19 protein-coding genes are annotated in these 19,552 nt (G+C 70.2%); 8 read left to right on the plus strand and 11 right to left on the minus strand.

Annotation, left to right across the window (positions count from 1 at the left end; translation table 11 throughout):
- Positions 1-53 precede the first annotated feature (53 nt).
- Both R9Z33_RS19645 and R9Z33_RS19650 read right to left on the minus strand, forming a co-directional pair.
- The gene (locus R9Z33_RS19645; protein ID WP_318648254.1) at positions 54-665 is read right to left on the minus strand and encodes a DsbA family protein; all 612 of its coding nucleotides are present in this window, start codon (positions 663-665) and stop codon (positions 54-56) included.
- A 63-nt stretch (positions 666-728) separates the two neighbouring features.
- Positions 729-1,169: a DUF721 domain-containing protein gene (locus R9Z33_RS19650; protein ID WP_318648256.1), complete on the minus strand. Its 441-nt coding sequence runs from the start codon at positions 1,167-1,169 to the stop codon at positions 729-731.
- A gap of 29 nt (positions 1,170-1,198) precedes the next feature.
- Here R9Z33_RS19650 and R9Z33_RS19655 point away from each other — a divergent pair, with 29 nt between their 5' ends.
- Positions 1,199-2,233, plus strand: a complete 1,035-nt coding sequence (locus R9Z33_RS19655) for an A/G-specific adenine glycosylase (protein WP_318648257.1) — start codon at positions 1,199-1,201, stop codon at positions 2,231-2,233.
- 38 nt (positions 2,234-2,271) lie between these two features.
- Here the strand turns inward: R9Z33_RS19655 and R9Z33_RS19660 are convergent, their stop codons facing one another.
- Positions 2,272-3,159 carry a cache domain-containing protein gene (locus R9Z33_RS19660; RefSeq protein WP_318648258.1) on the minus strand — a complete coding sequence of 296 codons (888 nt, stop codon included), beginning with the start codon at positions 3,157-3,159 and terminating at the stop codon, positions 2,272-2,274.
- A 334-nt stretch (positions 3,160-3,493) separates the two neighbouring features.
- On the opposite strand from R9Z33_RS19660, the gene R9Z33_RS19665 reads away from it, so the two are divergent.
- The gene (locus tag R9Z33_RS19665; protein WP_318648259.1) at positions 3,494-5,641 is read left to right on the plus strand and encodes an ATP-binding protein; all 2,148 of its coding nucleotides are present in this window, start codon (positions 3,494-3,496) and stop codon (positions 5,639-5,641) included.
- 131 nt (positions 5,642-5,772) lie between these two features.
- Positions 5,773-5,943, plus strand: a complete 171-nt coding sequence (locus R9Z33_RS19670; RefSeq protein WP_318648260.1) for an NUDIX hydrolase — start codon at positions 5,773-5,775, stop codon at positions 5,941-5,943.
- A 46-nt stretch (positions 5,944-5,989) separates the two neighbouring features.
- On the opposite strand, the gene R9Z33_RS19675 is transcribed toward R9Z33_RS19670, so the two are convergent.
- Complete coding sequence (locus R9Z33_RS19675; protein WP_318648261.1) at positions 5,990-7,573, minus strand: MBL fold metallo-hydrolase; 1,584 nt, start codon at positions 7,571-7,573, stop codon at positions 5,990-5,992.
- A gap of 95 nt (positions 7,574-7,668) precedes the next feature.
- On the opposite strand from R9Z33_RS19675, the gene R9Z33_RS19680 reads away from it, so the two are divergent.
- The gene (locus tag R9Z33_RS19680; RefSeq protein WP_318648262.1) at positions 7,669-8,403 is read left to right on the plus strand and encodes an LOG family protein; all 735 of its coding nucleotides are present in this window, start codon (positions 7,669-7,671) and stop codon (positions 8,401-8,403) included.
- Between the two features lie 3 nt (positions 8,404-8,406).
- Here R9Z33_RS19680 and msrP read toward each other — a convergent pair whose 3' ends face one another.
- From msrP to R9Z33_RS19700, 4 genes are all read right to left on the minus strand, one after another.
- On the minus strand, positions 8,407-9,351 hold the full coding sequence (gene msrP, locus R9Z33_RS19685; protein ID WP_318648263.1) for a protein-methionine-sulfoxide reductase catalytic subunit MsrP: 945 nt from the start codon (positions 9,349-9,351) through the stop codon (positions 8,407-8,409).
- Between the two features lie 82 nt (positions 9,352-9,433).
- On the minus strand, positions 9,434-11,047 hold the full coding sequence (locus R9Z33_RS19690; RefSeq protein ID WP_318648264.1) for a DUF6311 domain-containing protein: 1,614 nt from the start codon (positions 11,045-11,047) through the stop codon (positions 9,434-9,436).
- A 50-nt stretch (positions 11,048-11,097) separates the two neighbouring features.
- Complete coding sequence (locus R9Z33_RS19695; protein WP_318648265.1) at positions 11,098-11,448, minus strand: hypothetical protein; 351 nt, start codon at positions 11,446-11,448, stop codon at positions 11,098-11,100.
- Positions 11,449-11,695: 247 nt separating this feature from the next.
- Positions 11,696-11,965 carry a DUF3297 family protein gene (locus R9Z33_RS19700; RefSeq protein WP_318648266.1) on the minus strand — a complete coding sequence of 90 codons (270 nt, stop codon included), beginning with the start codon at positions 11,963-11,965 and terminating at the stop codon, positions 11,696-11,698.
- 86 nt (positions 11,966-12,051) lie between these two features.
- Between R9Z33_RS19700 and hutU the strand changes: the two genes are divergently transcribed.
- Both hutU and R9Z33_RS19710 read left to right on the plus strand, forming a co-directional pair.
- Positions 12,052-13,716 (plus strand): urocanate hydratase, encoded by a 1,665-nt coding sequence (gene hutU, locus R9Z33_RS19705; RefSeq protein WP_318648267.1) that lies wholly within the window; start codon positions 12,052-12,054, stop codon positions 13,714-13,716.
- A gap of 11 nt (positions 13,717-13,727) precedes the next feature.
- Positions 13,728-14,975 carry a glycosyltransferase family 4 protein gene (locus tag R9Z33_RS19710; protein WP_318648268.1) on the plus strand — a complete coding sequence of 416 codons (1,248 nt, stop codon included), beginning with the start codon at positions 13,728-13,730 and terminating at the stop codon, positions 14,973-14,975.
- 153 nt (positions 14,976-15,128) lie between these two features.
- Here R9Z33_RS19710 and R9Z33_RS19715 read toward each other — a convergent pair whose 3' ends face one another.
- On the minus strand, positions 15,129-16,256 hold the full coding sequence (locus R9Z33_RS19715) for a CaiB/BaiF CoA transferase family protein (protein ID WP_318648269.1): 1,128 nt from the start codon (positions 16,254-16,256) through the stop codon (positions 15,129-15,131).
- A gap of 30 nt (positions 16,257-16,286) precedes the next feature.
- A complete protein-coding gene (locus R9Z33_RS19720) occupies positions 16,287-17,240 on the minus strand; it encodes a Bug family tripartite tricarboxylate transporter substrate binding protein (protein WP_318648270.1) in 954 nt (317 codons plus the stop codon).
- A 160-nt stretch (positions 17,241-17,400) separates the two neighbouring features.
- Here R9Z33_RS19720 and R9Z33_RS19725 point away from each other — a divergent pair, with 160 nt between their 5' ends.
- Positions 17,401-17,847, plus strand: coding sequence for a hypothetical protein (locus R9Z33_RS19725; protein ID WP_318648271.1), 447 nt, complete (start codon positions 17,401-17,403; stop codon positions 17,845-17,847).
- The gene (locus R9Z33_RS19730) at positions 17,844-18,185 is read left to right on the plus strand and encodes a RidA family protein (RefSeq protein ID WP_318648272.1); all 342 of its coding nucleotides are present in this window, start codon (positions 17,844-17,846) and stop codon (positions 18,183-18,185) included. Before R9Z33_RS19725 ends, R9Z33_RS19730 begins: the two co-directional genes overlap by 4 nt.
- 171 nt (positions 18,186-18,356) lie before the next feature.
- Here R9Z33_RS19730 and R9Z33_RS19735 read toward each other — a convergent pair whose 3' ends face one another.
- Positions 18,357-19,526: an acyl-CoA dehydrogenase family protein gene (locus R9Z33_RS19735; RefSeq protein ID WP_318648273.1), complete on the minus strand. Its 1,170-nt coding sequence runs from the start codon at positions 19,524-19,526 to the stop codon at positions 18,357-18,359.
- Positions 19,527-19,552: the final 26 nt, after the last annotated feature.

A 19,552-nucleotide genomic window follows, 5' to 3' on the forward strand; every position in this document is an offset into this window, starting at 1 on the left:
GGTGGGAAGTTCGCCGGAGAGATCCGGCGCCGCTTCGCTCACGTTCCCATCAATCAAGTACGGGGCGCGTCCTGCACCAGACGGGCGAACTGCTCGAAGGGCAGGTTGCCGCTGTGCAGGCGGCCGTTGAAGGCGAAGGAGGGCGTGGCGCGGATCTGGAACTCGCGCTCGGCCGCCATGCGGCTCTCCAGGATGCCCCGGCGCAGCGCCTCATCCGCCAGCACGGCGTCGAAGCGCGCGCGGTCCATCCCGGCGAGCGCGGCGATCCGGGCCAGTTCGTCGATCTGGCGGCCCTGGGCGAAGGCCCAGCGATCCTGCGTCTGGAAGAGCGTGGCGATGAAGGCCTCGTAGCGGTCCTCGGGCAGGGCGCGCGCCACGGCGGCAGCGGCCAGCGCCACGCCATCCAGCGGGAAGTCGCGCCAGACCATGCGGATGCGGCCGGTGTTCACCAGCTCGAGCTTCACGCGGGGCCAGACCTGGTTGTGGAAGGCCGCGCAATGGCCGCAGGTGAGCGAAAAGAATTCGAGGACCGTGACCGGCGCCGTCGCCTGGCCGGTGCTGCGCGCGCCGAGGCGCGGATCGGCCGGCTGGGCCGCCCCTTGGGCCAGCGCCAGCCCGGGCGCGCCGGCGGCGATGATTCCGAGACTGCGACGGGTGATCTGCATGGCCTGCCTCCGGCTCTGTTCACTGCCCCTAGAGATGGCGCAGGGGGGGCGGGATGTCCACCTTCACGGCTTGCGGGCGAAGACGCCCTGGGCCAGCCGCTCCAGCGCGAGGCGAAGCTCCTCGCCGGGCACGGCCTCCAGGCTCTTCTCCACACGCGGCGGCAGCGGGCCGGGGGCGGGGCGCCGGGGTCGCGCCGCCTCCACGCGCGGCGCCCGCTGCACGAAGGCGAGCTTGCGGACCGCGATCCGCCCCAGATGCGCGTTGATCCGCTGGATCAGTGCCGGCGCCCCCATGCCGAGCTCCATCGCGGCCGGCCCGGTGCAGGCGAGCGTCAGCGTCCCCGCTGAAATCCGCACGGGTTCGGCCATGCGGGCGATCTCGGGGCCCACCACCTGCGGCCAATCGGCCAGGATCTGCGCCGCGTCCGGGCTGCGCTTGCGGAAGGCCGGGCGGGTCAGGCGCGGGATCAGCGCGCCCAGCTCCTGCGGGCCCCCCCTGGACACGAAAGGGGTGGGCGTCTCTGACTTGGCCAATGACATCTCCCTTGGGCGCACATCCCTCCGCCGCCGAACTGCTCGCCTGGTATGACCGCGCGGCCCGGCGCCTCGCCTGGCGCGATGCGGCGCCCGACCCATACCGCATCTGGGTGAGCGAGGTCATGCTCCAACAGACGACCGTGGCGGCGGTCGGCCCGCGCTATGCCCGATTCCTGGCCCGATTCCCGGATGTGGCAGCGCTGGCGGCGGCCGATTGGTCCGAACTGGCGGAGGAATGGGCGGGCCTCGGCTATTACGCGCGCGCCCGCAACCTGCATGCGGCGGCACGCGCCATCATGGCCATGGGCGGCTTCCCCACCGATTCCACCGGCTGGCGCGCCCTGCCCGGCATCGGGCCCTACACGGCCTCGGCCATCGGCGCCATCGCGCTGGGCGAGCCTCTGGTGCCGCTGGATGGCAATGTGGAGCGGGTGGTGGCGCGCCTCTTCGCCATCGAGACCCCCCTGCCCGCCGCCAAACCCTTACTCGGCCGCCTCGCGGATGGCTTCACAGCCCAGCCCGCCATGCGCGCCCGCCCCGGCGATTTCGCCCAGGCGCTGTTCGACCTCGGGGCCACCATCTGCACGCCGCGCAGCCCCGCCTGCGCCATCTGCCCCTGGCGCGAGGGCTGCCGGGCGGCCGCGCGGGGCATCGCGGGCGAACTCCCCCGCAAATCCCCCAAGGCCGCGCGCACCGCGCTGCACGGCGTGCATTTCGCCCTGCTGGACGAAGCCGGCCGCCTGCTGCTGGAGCGCCGGCCGGAGAGCGGCCTGCTCGGCGGCATGCTCGCCCTGCCCGGCACCCCCTGGCGCGCCGAACCCTGGGCGGATGCCGAGGCGCTGGCCCACGCGCCCCGCACGGACCTCGACTGGCAGGCGCGCCCGGGCGTGGCGCAGCACGGCTTCACCCATCGGGACCTGACCATGCGGGTGATGCTGGCGCGCGTGCCGGAATTGCCCGAGGGCGTGCCGCTCGACCAGGCGACCCGCAGCCTGCCGAGCGCCATGAAGAAGTTGCTGCCGCTGCTCTGACGCGCGGCGCAACCGCAAGGGTGGGCCAGGAGGCGCCTCTATCGAACGACAGCCGCCCCCGAGCCGGGCACCGTCTCCGCCGCCACCAGGACCAGCAGCCGCAGCGCGCCTTTGGTCCCCGGCACATAGGTGGTGGCGACGGTCATGTTCGGCTGGCCTTCCGCGCCCGTGAGGCGAGATAGCCTGGGCGAACCCTCGCCCGATTGGCCCGGCTCCGCGGCCATCGGGAAGGGCGGCAGCACGGCACGCAGCGGCTCGGCCGGCGGGATGCCGCCATCCTGCGCCGGAATGCCATCGCCCCGCACATGGATCACGATGTTGCCCAAGCGGTCCACCAGCATGATCTGGGCGCGTTGCGGCAAGGCCATCGGGCGGAGAAGGTCGACCAGCAGCGTCACGCCGACCGCCCCGCCGTGCACGCCGATCGGCGTGCCGGCCGGGGAGCGGATGGGCTGGCCGAAATGCAGGGTCCCCCCGCGCAGGATCTGCGTCGCCGCCTCCCACTCGCTGACGAAGAACTCGTTCTGCTGATAGGTCTGGGCGAAGAAGGAGCGGCGCCCGACATTCACCAGGCGCTCGGGCGTGCCGGCGGTCGAGCAGATCAGCCAGCCATCCCCGCGGGAGACACCCAGCACCATCTGCGGTGGCAGGCCCTGGCGGACCGCCAGCAACAGCTCCGTGCAGGGGCGGTGATCGAACTCGCGCACCGGGGTGACCGTGCTGATCGCCTGCATCATGAGGCGGATGCCGTCGATGAAGCCGCTCACGCGCCCGGTCGCGTCGCGCGCAAGCCGCTCCGCCAGATCCCGGTCCGCGGCCTCGGCCTGGACCCGCCGCTCCGCGTTCCAGGAGAGGCCCTTTGAAAACCATCCGACAGCCCCGGCCCCCAGCGCCACGGCGACCAGCAGGATACTCAACCTTTTCATGATTCCTCCGTGGGGGCGCGGGAAGAGATCGTGTTGGTCGACCTCACCAGCCCACGCCTGACGTCGTTGAGGAATATAGACGATGAATGCAGAGCGTTCACTCAGGCTTTGTATAGTTTTGTTGCTCATCGACAATTTTTCATAGTTTAAATTGAAAAGAACTGGGGATCACTTTATTTGTCGGGCTCCAGAAATTGGACGCACCAATCCCCCGTCATTTCTGCCAACTGCCCGGATCATCCCCCGACGATTCCGACGGATCGGTCTGTCTGCGGCATGGCGGACTGTCACAGAGGCTTCCAGTGAAGGTCCAGATCGAGCGGCGCGCCCCCGCGTGAACCTTGCGGACCGCCTTCAGGCCGTCAGCATCCTGCCCACGCTTCGCGGCGCGGCGGGCATATTCGCGCGCCCGATCGGGATTTTTTCGCTGCTGCTCATCCTCGCCGCCGGCATCATCACGGGCGACAGCGTGCTGGAACGCAGGGCGCGCATCGAAGCCACCGAGAGCGCGGCGCGCGAACTTGAGAGCGTCTCCCTCATCCTCGCGGACCGCCTCGACCGCTCGCTCGAAGTCGTTGAACTCGTGCTGAGCGCGATGGTGGACCAGGTGATGCGCAACACCTTCGTCACGCCGGATGATTTCGCGGCGACCGCCACCGGCATTGCCGTCCATGACGAGTTGCGACGGCAGGTGCAGGGCCTGCCGCAGATCGAGGCGCTCGAGCTCTTCGACGCGCGGGGAGAGCTGCTGAATTCCTCCCGCGTCTGGCCCGTTCCGGAGCTCAGCCACGCCGACCGCGACCATTACTTCACCCTCCGCTCAGTCCCGGGGCGGCGCGCGCATCTGGGCGAGCCGAACATCGATCCGATCACGGGCCAGCGCACCATCCCGATGGGCCGACGGGTGAACAACCTCGATGGTGTCTTCGCGGGCTTCGTCGTGGCGAGCCTGCACGCCAGCTTCCTCGAGGCGCTGCATGAAGCGGCGAACCAGCATGTGGGTCAGGTGCAGGTCTTCCGGACCGATGGCATGCAACTGCTGGGCGGCGACCTGCACGACACGTCCTTCGAGCTGGGTCGGGCCATCGCGCGCGCGGCGCGCCAGGGGCCGATCCCCCAGCAGATGGAGTTTTGGCTGCAACCGCCCGATGGAAGCGGCGCGCGCCTCGCCGTCGCGCGCTGGGCGGCTCGCAGCTCGACCGTGGTCGTGGTGAGCCTGGAGCAGCGACGCATCCAGACGGGGGCGGACCGCTTCGTGCATCTGCTCCATTGGGCGGCGGCGACGCTGCTGCTGCTGACCGGGCTGCTGGGCCTTGTCGTCCTCGCGGCGCTCCGTGCGCAACGGCGCCTGGCCGAAGCGCAGCTTCGCGGCGCGGAGGCGGAGCGCCAGCGCCTTGCCGCCGCGGCGGAGATCGGTGCGCTCGTCGGTGTGATGCCGGTCATGCTGATGCATCTCAAGCCCATCCCTGGCGGCTGGGAGCCCAGCCTCGTCACCGGGGCCGTGGGCAGCGTGACGGGGCTCTCCGCCGCCGACATCACCGCCGCCTGGCTGGAGGCGACGCTGTTCGCCGAAGGCCGCGACGACATGGAGGCCGCGCTCGGGCGCGCCCTGACGGAAGGCGAAGCCGTGGTCGAGCGTCGCCTGCAGAATGTGGATGGCGGCATTCGCCTGATCGAGCTGCGCCTGCGCGCCGTCGGCAGGGGCGAGACCGGGCCAGAGGTCATCGCCGTGGTCACCGACGTGACACGCGAGCGGCGGGTGGCCGCCCAGCTTGCACATGCGAGCAAGCTCGCCACGCTGGGCGAGGTGGCCACCGGGATGGCGCATGAGCTGAACCAGCCGCTGGCGGCCATCAGCCTCGCCGCCGAGCTCATGGAGCGGCTGCTCCCGCCCCCGCTGCTCGCCGATCGCGTGCAAGCGAAGCTCACCATCATCATGCAGATGGTGGAGCGCGCCTCACGCATCATTGATCACATGCGCGTGTTCGGGCGTGCCGATCCAGGCCCCTTCGCAGCGGTGGACGTGCAGGAGCTGCTGGAGGCCGCGCGCCCCATGTTCGAGCTGCGCCTGCGCACCTCGCTCGCACGGCTTGATGTCTCGTTTCCGCCTGATTTGCCGCCCGTCCGCGCGCAAGCCAGCCTGCTCGAGCAGGTGCTGCTGAACCTCATCGTCAACGCCTGTGACGCCCATGCCGAGGCAGGGCAGCCAGGCCCGGGCCAGGAGCGGCGCATCCGCATCACCGCCGAGGCCCAGGGCGCGTCCGTGCAGATCGCCATCCAGGACAATGCGGGTGGCATCCCGGAAGCGGTCCTGCCGGATATCTTCCAGCCGTTCTTCACCACGAAGTCTCCGGGCAAGGGCACCGGCCTCGGCCTCTCGATCAGCTACGGAATCATCACGGAGCTCGGCGGCCAGATCCAGGCGCGAAACGCCGAGGGCGGGGCCTGCTTCCTGATCCATCTGCCAGCCGCCAACGCCTAGCCGCGGCGGCTGGCGCAGAGGGACGCGGGCCGAGGCTGAGGAGCGCGTCCCAGGCCATGGCCGCGAAGGGGATGAGCTTCGTCGGCTGACTCGAGATCCTCGAGGCGAAACACGCGCTCAACCCGCCCGACGTGCCGCTCGGCGAGGGCGTGGCGCAGCACGCCTTCACCCGTCGTGACCTGACCATGCGCGTGCTGGTGGCGCGGATGGCGGCGCTGCCCGCGGGCACGCCGCAGGATGCGGCCGCGCGGAGCATGCCGCGCGCGATGAGCAAGCTGCTGCCGCTGATCCCGCCTCTCTGACGGCCTGCTCTACCGCTCCGGTGCTTCCACCTTCGCGGATCCGACGCTAACCCAGCGCCGCGCGCAGCTTCCCGATCAGCGCCGCGCGGCTGGCCTCGTCGCCCGCCTTCTCGATCGCCTCCTCGATGCCGAGCAGCAGCGCGGCCCGCTCATTGTGCCAGTCCGGCCGGCCCACATTCTCGGGATGCGCGCGGCGGCCCGGGCGGGCCGGCAGGCGTTCGGGGATGGCGTGCGGCGCGAGGCGGAAGCCCTCATCCAGCACCGGGCGGATGATGCGCGCAGGGCTGAGGCCGGGGACCACGCCCGCCATCACCTGCATCGCTTCCGGCTCGCCATGCACGAGGAAGAGGCCGCCCTTCACCGGGCCGCGCGCGGCGATCCAGCGCAGCAATTCCGGCTGGTCGGCATGGCCGGAATAGCCCTCCACCATGGCGATGCGCGCCGCCACCTGGATGGTCTCGCCCTGGATGCGGACGCGCCGCGCGCCATCATGCAGCAGGCGGCCCAGCGTGCCCTCCGCCTGGAAGCCGACCAGCGCGACGACGGCGCGCGGGTCCCATAGCCGCGCCTTCAGGTGATGGCGGATGCGCCCTGCCTCGCACATGCCCGAGCCGGCGAGGATGATCTGGAAACCCTCCTGCCGGGAGAGCCGGCGGCTCGCCTCGCCATCCACGACATGCTCCAGCCGGTGCGAGGTGAGCGCATCGCGCAGCACATGCCCCGCCTCCGTGTCCATCGCATGCCGGGCGAAGACCTTGGTGGCGCGGGTGGCGAGCGGGCTGTCGAGGAAGATCGTCGTCTCCGGGATCGCGCCCGATTGCATGAGGGAGACGAGGTCCATCACCACCTCCTGCGCGCGCTCCACCGCGAAGGTCGGGATCAGCAGCGGGCCGCCGCGGCGGGCGGCGTCCCGCACGATCTCGGTGATGGCGGCGCGGCGCGCGGCTTCGTCCACCGGGGGGCGGTCCTCGTCGCCATAGGTGCTCTCGCAGATCAGGTGGTCCACGCCGCCGGTCTGGCTTCCCACCGGGCCGGTCGGATCGGGCTGCATGGCGCTGATGTCGGGCCCGATATCGCCCGAGACGAGGACGCGCATCTCGCGCTCGAATTCCAGCTCGATGGAGGCCGAGCCCAGCATGTGGCCCGCATTCCACCAGCGCGCGCGCAGCCCCGCGACCGGCGTCACCCATTGGCCGTAGCTGACGGGCGTGAAGGCGGCGAGCGTGTCCTCGGCATCGGCGGCGGTGTAGATCGGCTCCACCTCGTCGCGCCCGCGGTGGCGGTTGCGGCGGTTGAGCATCCGCACCTCGCTCTCCTGGATATGCCCCGAATCCGGCAGCATGCAGGAGCAGAGCTCGATGGTCGCTGCCGTCGCGTGGATGCGGCCGGCGAAGCCCTGCTTCACGAGGCGCGGCAACAGACCGGAGTGGTCGATATGCGCGTGCGTCAGCAGCACGGCGTCGATCTCGCGCGGATCGAAGGGGAAGGGCTCGTGGTTCAGCGCCTTCAGCGTCTTCGGGCCCTGGAACATGCCGCAATCCACCAGCACCTTCTGCCGCCCCCATTCGAAGAGCAGGCAGAGACCCGTGACGGTGCGCGCGGCGCCGCAGAAGGTGAGCGTGACGGCCATGGCCTCTCTTCCCTGATGATCGCGCTTGGAGGGCGATCTTGTGGCGCGCATCATGCGCCCCATCCGGCACTTTCTCCAGCCGGGAGGAACGGCCCATGACAGAAGACGAGCCCCATTCCGCCGCCTATCGCCTGGCGCTCTTCGACCGCGACTTCCTGCTCAGCCCCGCCATGCGCGGCGTGCGCCTGCAGGTGGAGTTCACCAAGGCGGATGACATCCTGCGCTCGGCCGGCATCCGCTCCACCATCGTGGTCTTCGGCAGCTCCCGCCTGCGCGAGGACGGGCCGGGCCGCCAGGCGCATTGGTATGCCGAGGCGCGGCGCTTCGGGCGGATCACCTCCGAGCGTGGCGGCGCCCTGCATCCGGTGGCCGGCGCGCGCGACCATGTGATCGCGACCGGCGGAGGGCCCGGGATCATGGAGGCGGCCAATCGCGGCGCGCATGATGCGGGCGCGCCCAGCATCGGCTTCAACATCCGCCTGCCGCATGAGCAGGTGCCCAACCGCTACACCACGCCCGACTTTACCTTCCAGTTCCACTATTTCGCGCTGCGCAAGATGCATCTCGCCATCCGCGCCCGCGCGCTGGTGGTCTTCCCCGGCGGCTTCGGCACGCTGGACGAGCTGTTCGAACTGCTGACGCTGCGACAGAGCCAGCGCCTGGGCCATGTGCCCATCGTGCTGGTGGACGAGGCCTATTGGCGCCGCATCGTGAACTGGGATGCGCTGGCCGAGGACGGCATGATCGACCCGGGCGAGCTTGATCTGCTGCGCTTCGTGGAAGATGCCGAGGCGGCCTGGGCCGCGCTCGACATCCGCCCGCCGCGGTGACCGTCAGGCCCAGAGGCGCTCGCGCTGCAGGTTGGTGTAGAGGCCGGCCACGAACTCGCCATAGCCGTTGAAGAGCCGCGTCGGCACGCGCTCGCCCGAGCCCAGCAGCCGTTCCGTCGCCTGGGACCAGCGGGGATGCGCGACCTCGGGGTTCACGTTTGCCCAGAAGCCGTATTCGGAGGGCTGGATCTTGAACCAGAAATTCTCCGGCCGGCGATCCGTCAGCGTGATCCGCACGACGGACTTGCCCGACTTGAAGCCGTATTTCCACGGGAAGACGACGCGGAAAGGCCCGCCATTCTGCGCCAGCAGCGGCTTGCCATACATGCCGACGGGCATGAAGGTCAGCTCGTTCATCGCCTCCGCGATGGTGCAGCCCTCGACATGCGGCCAGGGATACCAGCTCTGGCGCAGGCCCGGCATCACCGCCGGAAGCTGCGCGGTGGTGAAGGAGACGTAGCGCGCATTGGCGGTGGGCTCGACCAGCTTCAGCAGTTCCGAGAGCTGGAAGCCGGTCCAGGGCACGGTCATCGCCCAGGCCTCGACGCAGCGCAGGCGATAGATCCGCTCCTCGATCGGCAGCATGCGGATCAGGTCGTCCACGCCATAGGTGGCGGGCTTCGCCACCATGCCGTCCACCTGGATGGTCCAGGGGCGCATCGGCATGCGGCTGGCTTCGCGCACGATGTTCTTGCTCGTGCCGAATTCATAGAAATTGTTGTAGGTCGTCGCCTCGCGCTCGGGCGTGATCTCGCGCTCGGGGCGATAGCGCAGGTTGCGCTGGTGCTCGGGCAGCGGCGGCACCACGCCGGCCGCCTGCTGCGCGAAGGCCGTGCCCGGCAACAGGGCGGCGCCCGCGCCCATCAGGGCCCGGCGGTTCAGCACGAGGTGCTCCGGGGTGACCTGGCTTTCCGGGATCTCGTAGCCACGGCGGCGGCGGATCAGCATGGGGATGGCTCCTGGCGCATGTTCCACGCCCAAGGGTGGGCATCAGACCTTCTTCGTCAAGGATCGCGCGAAGGTTACGCCTTCACCACCAATCGGGTGCGAGCACGTGCAGCCCGTTCGCCTCGACGATGCGATCCCGCCCCGGACGGAGCCCGGCCTGGGCCAGGGCCAGGCTCTCCGCGTCGCGCAGCACATAGAGCACGCCGGGTTCGGGTCGCCCCTCCGCGAGGCGGGCCGCGACATCCGCGCGCAGGGCCGCCACGCGCCGGCCGTCGCTGCGCGCGAGGTAGATGGCATCCGTCGCCATGCGGTGATGCGCGGCGAAGACCGCGACCTCCTCCCAGGCCACCCCCTGGTTGGCGGCGGGCACGGCGCGGATGGCGCGATAGCGCGTCGCTGCCTCGGCCCAGAAGGGGTCGGAGAGGCGCAGCGGCACCTCTGCCGGCATCGGCGGGAAGAAGTAGGCCAGGCGCGCGACGCCCGGCCGCAGATCGGCCGCCTGCACGGTGAGCAGCGCCGCCAGGACGAGGCCCGACCAGCGCGGGCCGCAGAGCCGGACGAGGCCCGCAAGGCCACCCAGCATGGCCGCATAGGCGACGGGCCAGAAGAAGCGCTCGGAGGCGCGCAGCGCGCCCAGCCACTCCACCACCCGCACCGGCAGCGGCAGCAGGGTGATCTGCGAACCGCCGATGGAGGGCCGGTGCGTGATGGCGAAGGCCAGCATGGCGAGCAGCACCACCAGCAGCGGCACATGCCGCCAGCCGGGCCGGAGCCAGGCCAGGAAGGGCAGCAGCAGCAGGGCGCCGAGGCCCGGATAGCTGCTCGCGACCTCCAGATGCGCCGGATCGGGCAGGTCGGGCAGGAAGCGGCCCCAATAGGCGGGATCGAAGGGCGCCAGCAGGTCGAGCTGCATGGCGCCATACATCTGCCCGCCATGCCCGGCGCGCAGCAGGAAGAAGCCCGCGGCCCAGAGGCCGATCAGGCCCGCCGACAGCACCATCGCCGCCTCGGTCCAGTTGCGCCGGCGCCACCAGTCGGCGGCCCAGAGGCCCAGCACCATGGGCAGCAGGTAGGAATGGATGAGCGAGGCGGCCAGCACCAGCGCCGTCCAGCGCCAGCGCCCCGCGCCCTCCAGCACGAACCACAGGCCCCAGAGGAGCAGGAAATGCGCGCCGAGCGCGAAATGCCCGCCCAGCCGGTTCAGCAGCATGGGTTGCAGCACGAAGAGCATGGCGCCTGCGAGGCGCGGCAGCGGCGCCTCGGTCCAGCGCCCGATCAGCCGCCAGGCGAGCCAGCCCTGCAGCGCACCGCAGGCGACCAGCCACAGGCCCCAATACTGGCCGATCTCCACCACGCCGCGCAGCGCCTTGAACAGGAAGGCCAGCAGCGGGATCGCATCGGCGTAGAAGATCGAGGAGGAGAGCTCCATGCCGAAATTCGGGCTGATCCCGGGCGGCATGCCCCAGGGCGCGTCCCGGAAGAAGGTCCAGCCCAGCCAGTACTGCACCGGATCGGGCCCGAGCCGGCCGGACAGCATCCAGCCCGTATGCCAGGGCGGCACGATGCCCGGCCCGAAGACGCCCAGGATCACGCCGGCCCCGAGGAGGGCGGCGGCCGTGGCGCCGATGGCGGCATGGAGCGTAGGAGGGGACAGCGGCTTCTCTTTCCCGGCGTGGAGGCCGGGAAGAAGCCTCAATCATGCGGCCACATGATGGCGAAGCGGCACGCCAGCCGGGCCGGGCCGCGTCAGCCGGGGCCTTCGGCCTTCAGGATGTCGCTCAGCGGGATCACGGCCGGCTCGCCCAGCACCTTGAAGGCGACATTGCCCTCATCCTCGCCATTCCAGGCGCGGCTCAGGACGGCACCGATCACGGGCAGCCAGGAGGATTCGGCCAGCGACTTGCTGATATGCGCGACGAGCGTTCCGCGATCGTCATGCATGGCGGTGACGTGCCGAACCCAGACGCCCTCGCCCAGGCTCGATTCATCGTCCGGCGCCTCGCGCGTCAGGATACGGAGCAGCTCCCGCACACGGCCATCGGTCCGCGCCAGGCGCTCCAGGCGCCAGGGCTCCTCACTCGCATTATGGGCGGTCATGGTCGGATAGACTGGACGCAACGCGATGTTCCTCATCCCGGAGCTGCGGGGGCCGCAGCATGGATGCGCCCTTCCACCCTTCTGGCGGGGAGTTCACTCCACAAGACAATCCTGCATGCCGTGGCAGCCACAGCAAGATGATTCTTGGAAGCCAGGTCATGAAACGCCTGTGCAGAACGTTCCAAATCAGGAACTTCTGAGACGACACATCCCCTGGAACGCAGTCCCGCAAGATGCGGGGGCGGCGTCAGCCCTTCGGATGCGGCCGGTCCCGGAAATAGGGGATGACCTCGCCCTGCATCTTCATGGTCAGCGGCAGCCCGTTGCGGCCGACCTGCTTGCCCATGACGAGGCGCACCCAACCCTCGCTCACGCAATACTCGTCCACATTGGTGCGCTCGACGCCCTTGAAGATCACGCCCACGCCCCGCTCCAGGGCCTTGGCATCGTGATAGGGGCTCTTGGGATCGGCCGCGAGGCGATCGGGGGGCGTATCGGGGAGTTCTGCGTCGGACATGCGGCTTCCTACCCCCGAACGGGGGAAATTGGCCAGCGGCGCGCCTTCCGATTATGTCTGGCAGTTCAACCAGAACCGGTGCCGCCATGACCCGATTCCGCAACGCCCCCGCGATCCGCAGCCCACGCGGCCTCGACATCACCTGCCGCCAATGGACCACCGAGGCGGCGATGCGGATGCTCATGAACAACCTCGATGACGAGGTGGCCGAGCGCCCGGGCGAGCTGGTCGTCTATGGCGGCATCGGCCGCGCGGCACGCGACTGGGACAGCTATGAGCGCATCGTGGCCGCGCTGAAGACGCTGGAGGGCGACCAGACGCTCTGCGTGCAGTCGGGCAAGCCGGTCGGCGTCTTCCGCACCCACCCCGACGCGCCGCGCGTACTGATCGCCAACTCCAACCTCGTCCCCGCCTGGGCCAATTGGCAGCATTTCAACGAGCTCGATCGCAAGGGGCTCATGATGTACGGCCAGATGACGGCCGGCTCCTGGATCTACATCGGCAGCCAGGGGATCGTGCAAGGCACCTACGAGACCTTCGTCGAGGCCGGGCGCCAGCATTTCGGCGGCTCGCTCGCCGGGCGCTGGATCCTCACGGGCGGCCTGGGCGGCATGGGCGGCGCGCAGCCCCTGGCGGGCGTCTTCGCCGGCGCCTGCGTGCTCGCCGTGGAATGCCAGCCCTCCAGCATCGAGAAGCGGCTGGAGACGAAGTATCTCGATTACCGCGCCGATGACCTCGACACCGCGCTCGACATGATCCGCACCGCCTGCGCGGAGAAGCGCGCGATCAGCGTGGGCCTGCTCGGCAATGCCGCCGAAATCTTCCCCGAGCTCGTCCGCCGCGGCGTGGTGCCCGACATCGTGACCGACCAGACCAGCGCGCATGATCCGGGCAATGGCTACCTGCCCGCCGGCTGGACGCTCGCCGAATGGCAGCAGAAGCGCGAGAGCGACCCGGCCGCCGTCTATGCCGCCGCCAAGCACAGCATGGTGCAGCATGTGCAGGCCATGCTCGACTTCCAGAAGATGGGTGCGGCCGTGCTCGACTACGGCAACAACATCCGCCAGATGGCGAAGGATGAGGGCCTGGCCAATGCCTTCGACTTCCCGGGCTTCGTGCCGGCCTATATCCGCCCGCTCTTCTGCCGCGGCATCGGCCCCTTCCGCTGGGCCGCCCTCTCCGGCAACCCCGAGGACATCGCCAAGACCGACGCCAAGGTGCGCGAGCTGATGCCGCATGACACGCATCTGCACCGCTGGCTCGACATGGCGCAGCAGCGCATCGCCTTCCAGGGCCTGCCGGCGCGCATCTGCTGGGTCGGCCTCGGCGATCGCGACCGCATCGGCCTCGCCTTCAACGAGATGGTGGCACGCGGCGAAATCGGCCCCGTCGTCATCGGCCGTGACCACCTGGACAGCGGCTCCGTCGCCAGCCCCAACCGCGAGACGGAGGCGATGATGGACGGCTCGGACGCCGTCTCCGACTGGCCGTTGCTGAACGCGCTGCTCAACACCGCCTCGGGCGCCACCTGGGTCTCGCTGCATCACGGCGGCGGCGTGGGCATGGGCTATTCGCAGCATTCGGGCATGGTCATCGTCTGCGACGGCACGCCCGACGCAGCGCGGCGCCTCTCGCGCGTGCTGTGGAACGACCCGGCCACCGGCGTGATGCGCCACGCCGATGCGGGCTACGAGATTGCGCGCGACTGGGCACGCCAGAAGGGGCTCGACCTGCCCGCCATCCTGAAATAGCGCCGCCACCGGTGCAGCTGCTTTTCTTCCACCAGAACTTCCCCGGGCAGTATCGCCACCTCGCGGTGGCGATGGCCCGGCGGAAGGGCACCAAGGTCATCGGCCTCGGCCAGACCGAGACGCCAAGCCTGCCTGGCATCACCCAGCTGCGCTACAAGCCGCCCGAGCCCGGCAAGACCACGCCACACCCCTACCTGGTGCGCACCGAAGGCCATATCCGCCACGGCCAGGCCGCGGCCCGCGCCGCGCTCGAGCTGCGCAGGAAGGGCTTCCGCCCCGACATCATCTGCGCCCATCCCGGCTGGGGCGAGGGGCTGTTCCTGAAGGACGTCTTCCCCGAGGCGAAGATGATCCTCTACTGGGAATACTTCTTCCGCTCCAAGGGCGGCGACATCGGCTTCGACCCGCCCGGCCGGGCCATCAGCCTTGACGAGGCGGCGCGCACCCGCGTGCAGAACACCATCCAGCTCATCCAGCTCGACGCCGCCGACTGGGGCATCTCGCCCACGCGCTGGCAGTGGTCGCGCTATCCAGAGTGGGCGCGAAGCCGGATCTCCGTGATCCACGAGGGGATCGACACCGCCATCGCCTCACCGCGCGGCCAGGCGAGCTTCACCCTGCCCGATGGCCGCACGCTGACGCCGGAGGACGAGGTCACGAGCTTCGTCGCGCGCAACCTCGAACCCTATCGCGGCTTTCCGCAATTCATGCGCGCCCTGCCCAGCTTCCAGAAGCTGCGCCCCAAGGCGCAGGTCGTCGTGGTCGGCGGCGACGGCGTCTCCTACGGCCGCGCCCCCGCCGAGGGCGGCTCCTGGCGCGAGGTGATGCTGCGCGAACTCGACGGGCGGCTGGACCTCAGCCGCATCCATTTCGTCGGGCGCGTCCCCTATGCCCAGCTGCTCAACCTGTTCCGGCTGACGCGCGCGCATCTCTACCTGACCTACCCCTTCGTCCTCTCCTGGTCGATGCTCGACGCCATGGCCTGCGGCGCCGCCATCCTCGGCTCCGCCACCGCCCCCGTGCAGGAAGTCATCCAGGACGGCATCAATGGCCGCCTCGTGGACTTCTTCCAGCCCGATGCCATCGCCGAAGCCCTGGCCGGCATGCTCGCCAACCCCGAGGCCCAGGCCCCGCTCAAGGCCGCCGCCCGACGCCACGTCGAAACCCACTACGACCTGCACGGCATCTGCCTGCCCCGCCAGATCGCCCTGCTCGACGCCATCGCAGCCGGCCAGCCAGCGCCGGATTTCCAGGGCTGAGCACGCCTGCGCCGATGGCGCAGGGCGCCCCTGCCCCCTGCCTTCACAAGCTCCATTCCTGATGGGGTCCACGGAGCCCCGCCCCTGGCGGGGTGAGGTTAGGAGAGGGGCGGCGCCCCTCTCCAACTCACGCGCGCGCCGAGCGCAGCCCGCTCAACCGGCGAATTCCGCGCGGATGGCGGCATCGTGTTCGCCGAGGCGTGGGACGGGGCCAAATGCGCGGGGGCCATCGCTGAAGCGTGCGGCCGGGGCGGCAAGTGGAATGGGCCCTTTTTCCGTCTCGACGGTGATGCGGCGCAGCGCCTTGTGGGTGGCGAGGCCGGCGACGTTGTTGACGAAGCCATAGGCGGTGTTGGCGCGCGTCAGGCGTTCGACGCAGGCGTCGCGGTCAAGGGATTTGAAGACGCCGGCGATGTGGGCGTCCACCATCGGGCGCTGGGCGACGCGCTCGACGTTGATGCGGAAGCCTTCGCGTTCGGTGAGGCTCTTGTCGTGCAGGAAGTGCTCGGCGAACTGCGCCCATTCACGCTCGTTCTGGATCGAGATGAGGATGAGCGAGCCGTCCTTGGTCTCGAAGGCGCCATAGGGGCAGAGCGAGGGGTGGGCGAGGCCGATGCGCTGCGGTTCCTTGCCCGTGCCCTCGAGGTAGAGGAGCGGCACGTTCATCCAGTCGGCCATGCCGTCGAAGAGCGAGACGGCGATGCCCTTGCCGCGGCCGGTGATGCCGCGCTCGATGATGGCCTCGAGCACGGCGGCGTGGGCGTTCATCCCGCAGGCGATGTCGCAGGCGGAGACGCCGACGCGGCCCGGGCCCTCGGGCCGGCCAGTGACGGAGGTGAGGCCGCTTTCCGCCTGCACCAGCAGGTCATAGGCCTTCATGCCGGCATATTCGCCGTCCTCGCCATAGCCGCTGATGTCCACGGTGATGAGGCGCGGGTGCTTGGCGCGCAGTTCGGCGGAACCGAAGCCGGCGCGGGCCATGGCGCCGGGGGCGAGGTTCTGGATGAACACGTCGGCCTTGGCGAGCAGACGCGCCAGCAGCGCCTTGTCCTCGGGCTGCTTGATGTCGAGGCGCAGGCTCTCCTTGCCGCGGTTGAGCCAGACGAAATAGGTGGAGAGGCCCTTGCAGGCCGCGTCATAGCCGCGGGCGAAATCACCTTCCGCGCGTTCGATCTTGATGACGCGCGCGCCGGCATCGGCGAGCTTCATCGAGCAGGTGGGGGCCGCCACCGCCTGTTCCATCGAGACCACCAGGAGGCCGGCCAAAGGTTTCCCGCTCACGTTTCCTAACCCTCTCATTTCAAAGTCTTGTCATGGCATGCGCGCCGTGCGGATGAAGGCGCCCCAGCGGGCGTGCTCGGCGCGGATCAAGGCGGCGGCCGCCACCGGCCCGTGCTCCGTGCCCTCGGGCGTGATGACGGAATCGGCGGCGAGGCCGCGGGCCAGCATCTCATCACCAAGCGCGGCCTCCAAGGCCCGGGCCAGATGTTCGATGACGTCCGCGGGCGTGCCGGCGCGCAGCGCGAGCATGTTCCAGATGGCGAGGTTGGGGAGCGCGAGGCCGGCCTCGGCCGCGGTCGGCACGGTGGCGAGCTCGGGCAGGCGGTGCGGGTGCAGCACCGCGATGGCGCGGGCGCCGAGATGCGTCGCGGGGATGGCGGTGATGGCCTGGTCCACCATCACGTCGAGCAGCCCGGCCTGGAGGTCATCGAGGGCGGGGCCGCCGCCCGCATAGGTGACGAGCTCGCCGCCATCGCCCAGCGCGCGCATCAGCATGACGCCGCCGATGAACAGCGCGCTGCCCCGCCCCGCGCTGCCGATGGACAGCGGCCCCGCCTGCGCCCGGCGGCGCAGGGTCGCGGCGTCGGTGATGCCGGAGGCGGCGCTGGCCAGCAGCACCATGGCATTGGTGCCGATCAGCCCGATGGGGGCGAGATCGGCCAGCGGGTCATAGGCGAGATCGGCGAAGAGGTGCGGGTTGAAGGCGAAGAGGCCGGGATTGCCGATGATGAGCGTGCGGCCATCGGCGGGCCGCGCCAGCAGGTTGCGCATCGCCCGCTGGCCGCTCTCGCCTGCCATCACCTCCACCGTGACCGGGGCGCCCAGCCGCTGGGCGAGGACGGGCGCGATGAGGCGGCCGAGGCGGTCGGTCGCGCCGCCCGGGGCGAAGGGGATCAGCAGGGTGACGGGCTCGGCCGCGCACGCGGGGCGGGCGGCGGCGAGGGCGAGACCCGCCAGCATGGCGCGACGTGTCAGGCGTGGCATGGCCCCTCCCTGCTTTCCGGCGCCGCCGGATGGCCCCATAGTGCGGTGAGACTGCCACTGCCGGGCCAAAAGGTTAAGCTTCCCGCCATGCCGAGCCATCCCGCGCGGCGGGCGATGATCGAGGAACCACGACCATGCCCATTTCGCAGCGCCCCGCGCCATGACCGCCTCCTGGGGGGAGAAGTATCGCGCCGCCAAGCCCGCCCGGGTGACGGTGCTGGACAAGCCCTTCGCCGGCATCCCGGAAGGTGCGCGGCTCTTCATCGCCTCGCCCAAGGTGATCGACGCCTATCTGCGCGCCATCCCGGCCGGGCGGACGAAGGATGTGGCGGCGATGCGCGATGCGCTGGCGAAGAAGAACAAGGCCGAGGCCACCTGCCCGACCTCGACCGCGATCTTCCTGCGGATCGTGGCCGAATCCGCGCTGGAGCGCGTGGCGGCGGGCGAGGCGCCGGCCGCCGTCTCGCCCTTCTGGCGCGTGGTGGAGCCAGGTGGCGCACTGGCGCAGAAGCTCTCCTGCGGGCCGGACTTCATCGCCGCGCAGCGCGCGCTGGAAGCCGCCGACCGACCCGCGAAACCGACACGAAAGAAGGCCAGCCCCGCATGATCACCCGCATTCCCGGCAAGGTGGCCAGCCGCAGCCGCGCCGTGATCCACAATGGCATCGTCACCACCGTCGCGACCTCGCCGGTGAAGTCCGCCTCGATGCTGGAGCAGGCGCGGCTGGCGCTGGCGGCGATCGACCAGAACCTGGCCGATGCCGGGACCAGCAAGGCGAAGATCATCACGGCGATGGTCTATCTGGCCGACATGTCCCGCAAGGGCGAGCTGAACCAGGCCTGGGACGAATGGGTGGACATGGCGAACCCGCCGCAGCGCGCCTGCCTGGGCGTGGCGCTGGAGGGCGCGGATCTGGTGGAGATCGTGGTGACGGCGGCGGTGTAGCGCTGCCGCGCCCCTGCCCCGTCAGCGCAGAGCGGCGCGTCCAGTACGAACGCCGCCCCACAAGAATGCGGCCGCACAGCGGCCGCCGCGCCCAGGCGGACCTTCCAAGTCGCGCATGCTACGCGGCGCGAAGCCAAGCGCGCGGAGCGCGCGCCCGGCGCCTGAGGGCGTTCAATAGCTCCGCGGCATGCCCAGCACATGCTCGCCGATATAGCTCAGGATGAGGTTCGTGCTGATCGGCGCCACCTGGTAGAGGCGCGCCTCGCGGAACTTGCGCTCCACGTCATATTCCTCGGCGAAGCCGAAGCCGCCATGGGTCTGCACGCAGGCTTCGGCCGCGGCCCAGGCGGCGTCGGCGGCCAGCATCTTGGCGGTGTTCGCCTCTTCGCCGCAGGGCAGCCCAGCCTCGAACTTCTCCAGACCCTTGTGCAGCAGGGCTTCCGCCGCGCGCATCTGGGCATAGGCCTTGGCGATCGGGAATTGCACGCCCTGGTTCTGGCCGATCGGCCGGCCGAAGAGCACGCGCTCCTTCGCATAGGCGACCGAGCGGTTGGTGAACCACTTGGCGTCGCCGATGCTCTCGGAGGCGATCAGCAGGCGCTCGGCGTTCATGCCGTCCAGGATGTATCGGAAGCCCTTGCCCTCGACGCCGACGAGGTTCTCCGCCGGAACCTCCATGTTGTCGAAGAAGACCTCGCAGGAATTGTGGTTCATCATCGTGCGGATGGGCCGGATGGTCAGGCCGTTCCCCAAGGCCGCCCGCATGTCCACGATGAAGGTGGAGAGGCCGTCGGTCTTCTTCTGCACCTGGTCCTTGGGCGTGGTGCGGGCGAGCAGCAGCATCAGGTCGCTGTGCTCGGCGCGGCTGGTCCAGATCTTCTGGCCGTTCACGATGTACTTGTCGCCCTGGCGCACGGCGGTGGTGCGCAGGTTGGTCGTGTCCGTGCCGCTGGTCGGCTCGGTCACGCCGAAGGCCTGCAGGCGCAGCGTGCCCTCGGCGATGCCGGGGAGGTAGCGCTGCTTCTGCTCGGGGCTGCCATGCTTGAGGATGGTGCCCATGATGTACATCTGCGCGTGGCAGGCCGCGCCATTGCAGCCCTCGGCGTGGATCGTCTCCAGGATCGCGGCCGCCGCGGAGAGCGGCAGGCCGGCGCCGCCGAATTCCTCGGGGATGAGGGCGCCGAGATAGCCGGCCTCGGTCAGGGCCGTCACGAATTCCGTGGGGTAGCCGCGGCGGGCATCGAGTTCGCGCCAGTATTCACCGGGGAAGCGGGCGCAGAGCTTGCGGACCTCCTCGCGGATCTCGGCATGGGGGTCGGCGGAAATCAGGGCTTGGTCCATGGGGCGTCTCCTTGCCCGATGGATTA

The sequence above is a fragment of the Sediminicoccus rosea genome, assembly GCF_033547095.1.
Taxonomy (GTDB): Bacteria; Pseudomonadota; Alphaproteobacteria; order Acetobacterales; family Acetobacteraceae; genus Roseococcus; species Roseococcus rosea.

Coding starts and splice junctions, on each gene's coding strand:
- R9Z33_RS19645 (WP_318648254.1), bottom strand. CDS start 665: ATGCAGATCACCCGTCGCAGTCTCGGAATCATCGCCGCCGGCGCGCCC.
- R9Z33_RS19655 (WP_318648257.1), top strand. CDS start 1,199: ATGACATCTCCCTTGGGCGCACATCCCTCCGCCGCCGAACTGCTCGCC.
- R9Z33_RS19660 (WP_318648258.1), bottom strand. CDS start 3,159: ATGAAAAGGTTGAGTATCCTGCTGGTCGCCGTGGCGCTGGGGGCCGGG.
- R9Z33_RS19675 (WP_318648261.1), bottom strand. CDS start 7,573: ATGGCCGTCACGCTCACCTTCTGCGGCGCCGCGCGCACCGTCACGGGT.
- R9Z33_RS19680 (WP_318648262.1), top strand. CDS start 7,669: ATGACAGAAGACGAGCCCCATTCCGCCGCCTATCGCCTGGCGCTCTTC.
- msrP (WP_318648263.1), bottom strand. CDS start 9,351: ATGCTGATCCGCCGCCGCCGTGGCTACGAGATCCCGGAAAGCCAGGTC.
- R9Z33_RS19695 (WP_318648265.1), bottom strand. CDS start 11,448: ATGACCGCCCATAATGCGAGTGAGGAGCCCTGGCGCCTGGAGCGCCTG.
- R9Z33_RS19700 (WP_318648266.1), bottom strand. CDS start 11,965: ATGTCCGACGCAGAACTCCCCGATACGCCCCCCGATCGCCTCGCGGCC.
- hutU (WP_318648267.1), top strand. CDS start 12,052: ATGACCCGATTCCGCAACGCCCCCGCGATCCGCAGCCCACGCGGCCTC.
- R9Z33_RS19720 (WP_318648270.1), bottom strand. CDS start 17,240: ATGCCACGCCTGACACGTCGCGCCATGCTGGCGGGTCTCGCCCTCGCC.
- R9Z33_RS19725 (WP_318648271.1), top strand. CDS start 17,401: ATGACCGCCTCCTGGGGGGAGAAGTATCGCGCCGCCAAGCCCGCCCGG.
- R9Z33_RS19730 (WP_318648272.1), top strand. CDS start 17,844: ATGATCACCCGCATTCCCGGCAAGGTGGCCAGCCGCAGCCGCGCCGTG.
- R9Z33_RS19735 (WP_318648273.1), bottom strand. CDS start 19,526: ATGGACCAAGCCCTGATTTCCGCCGACCCCCATGCCGAGATCCGCGAG.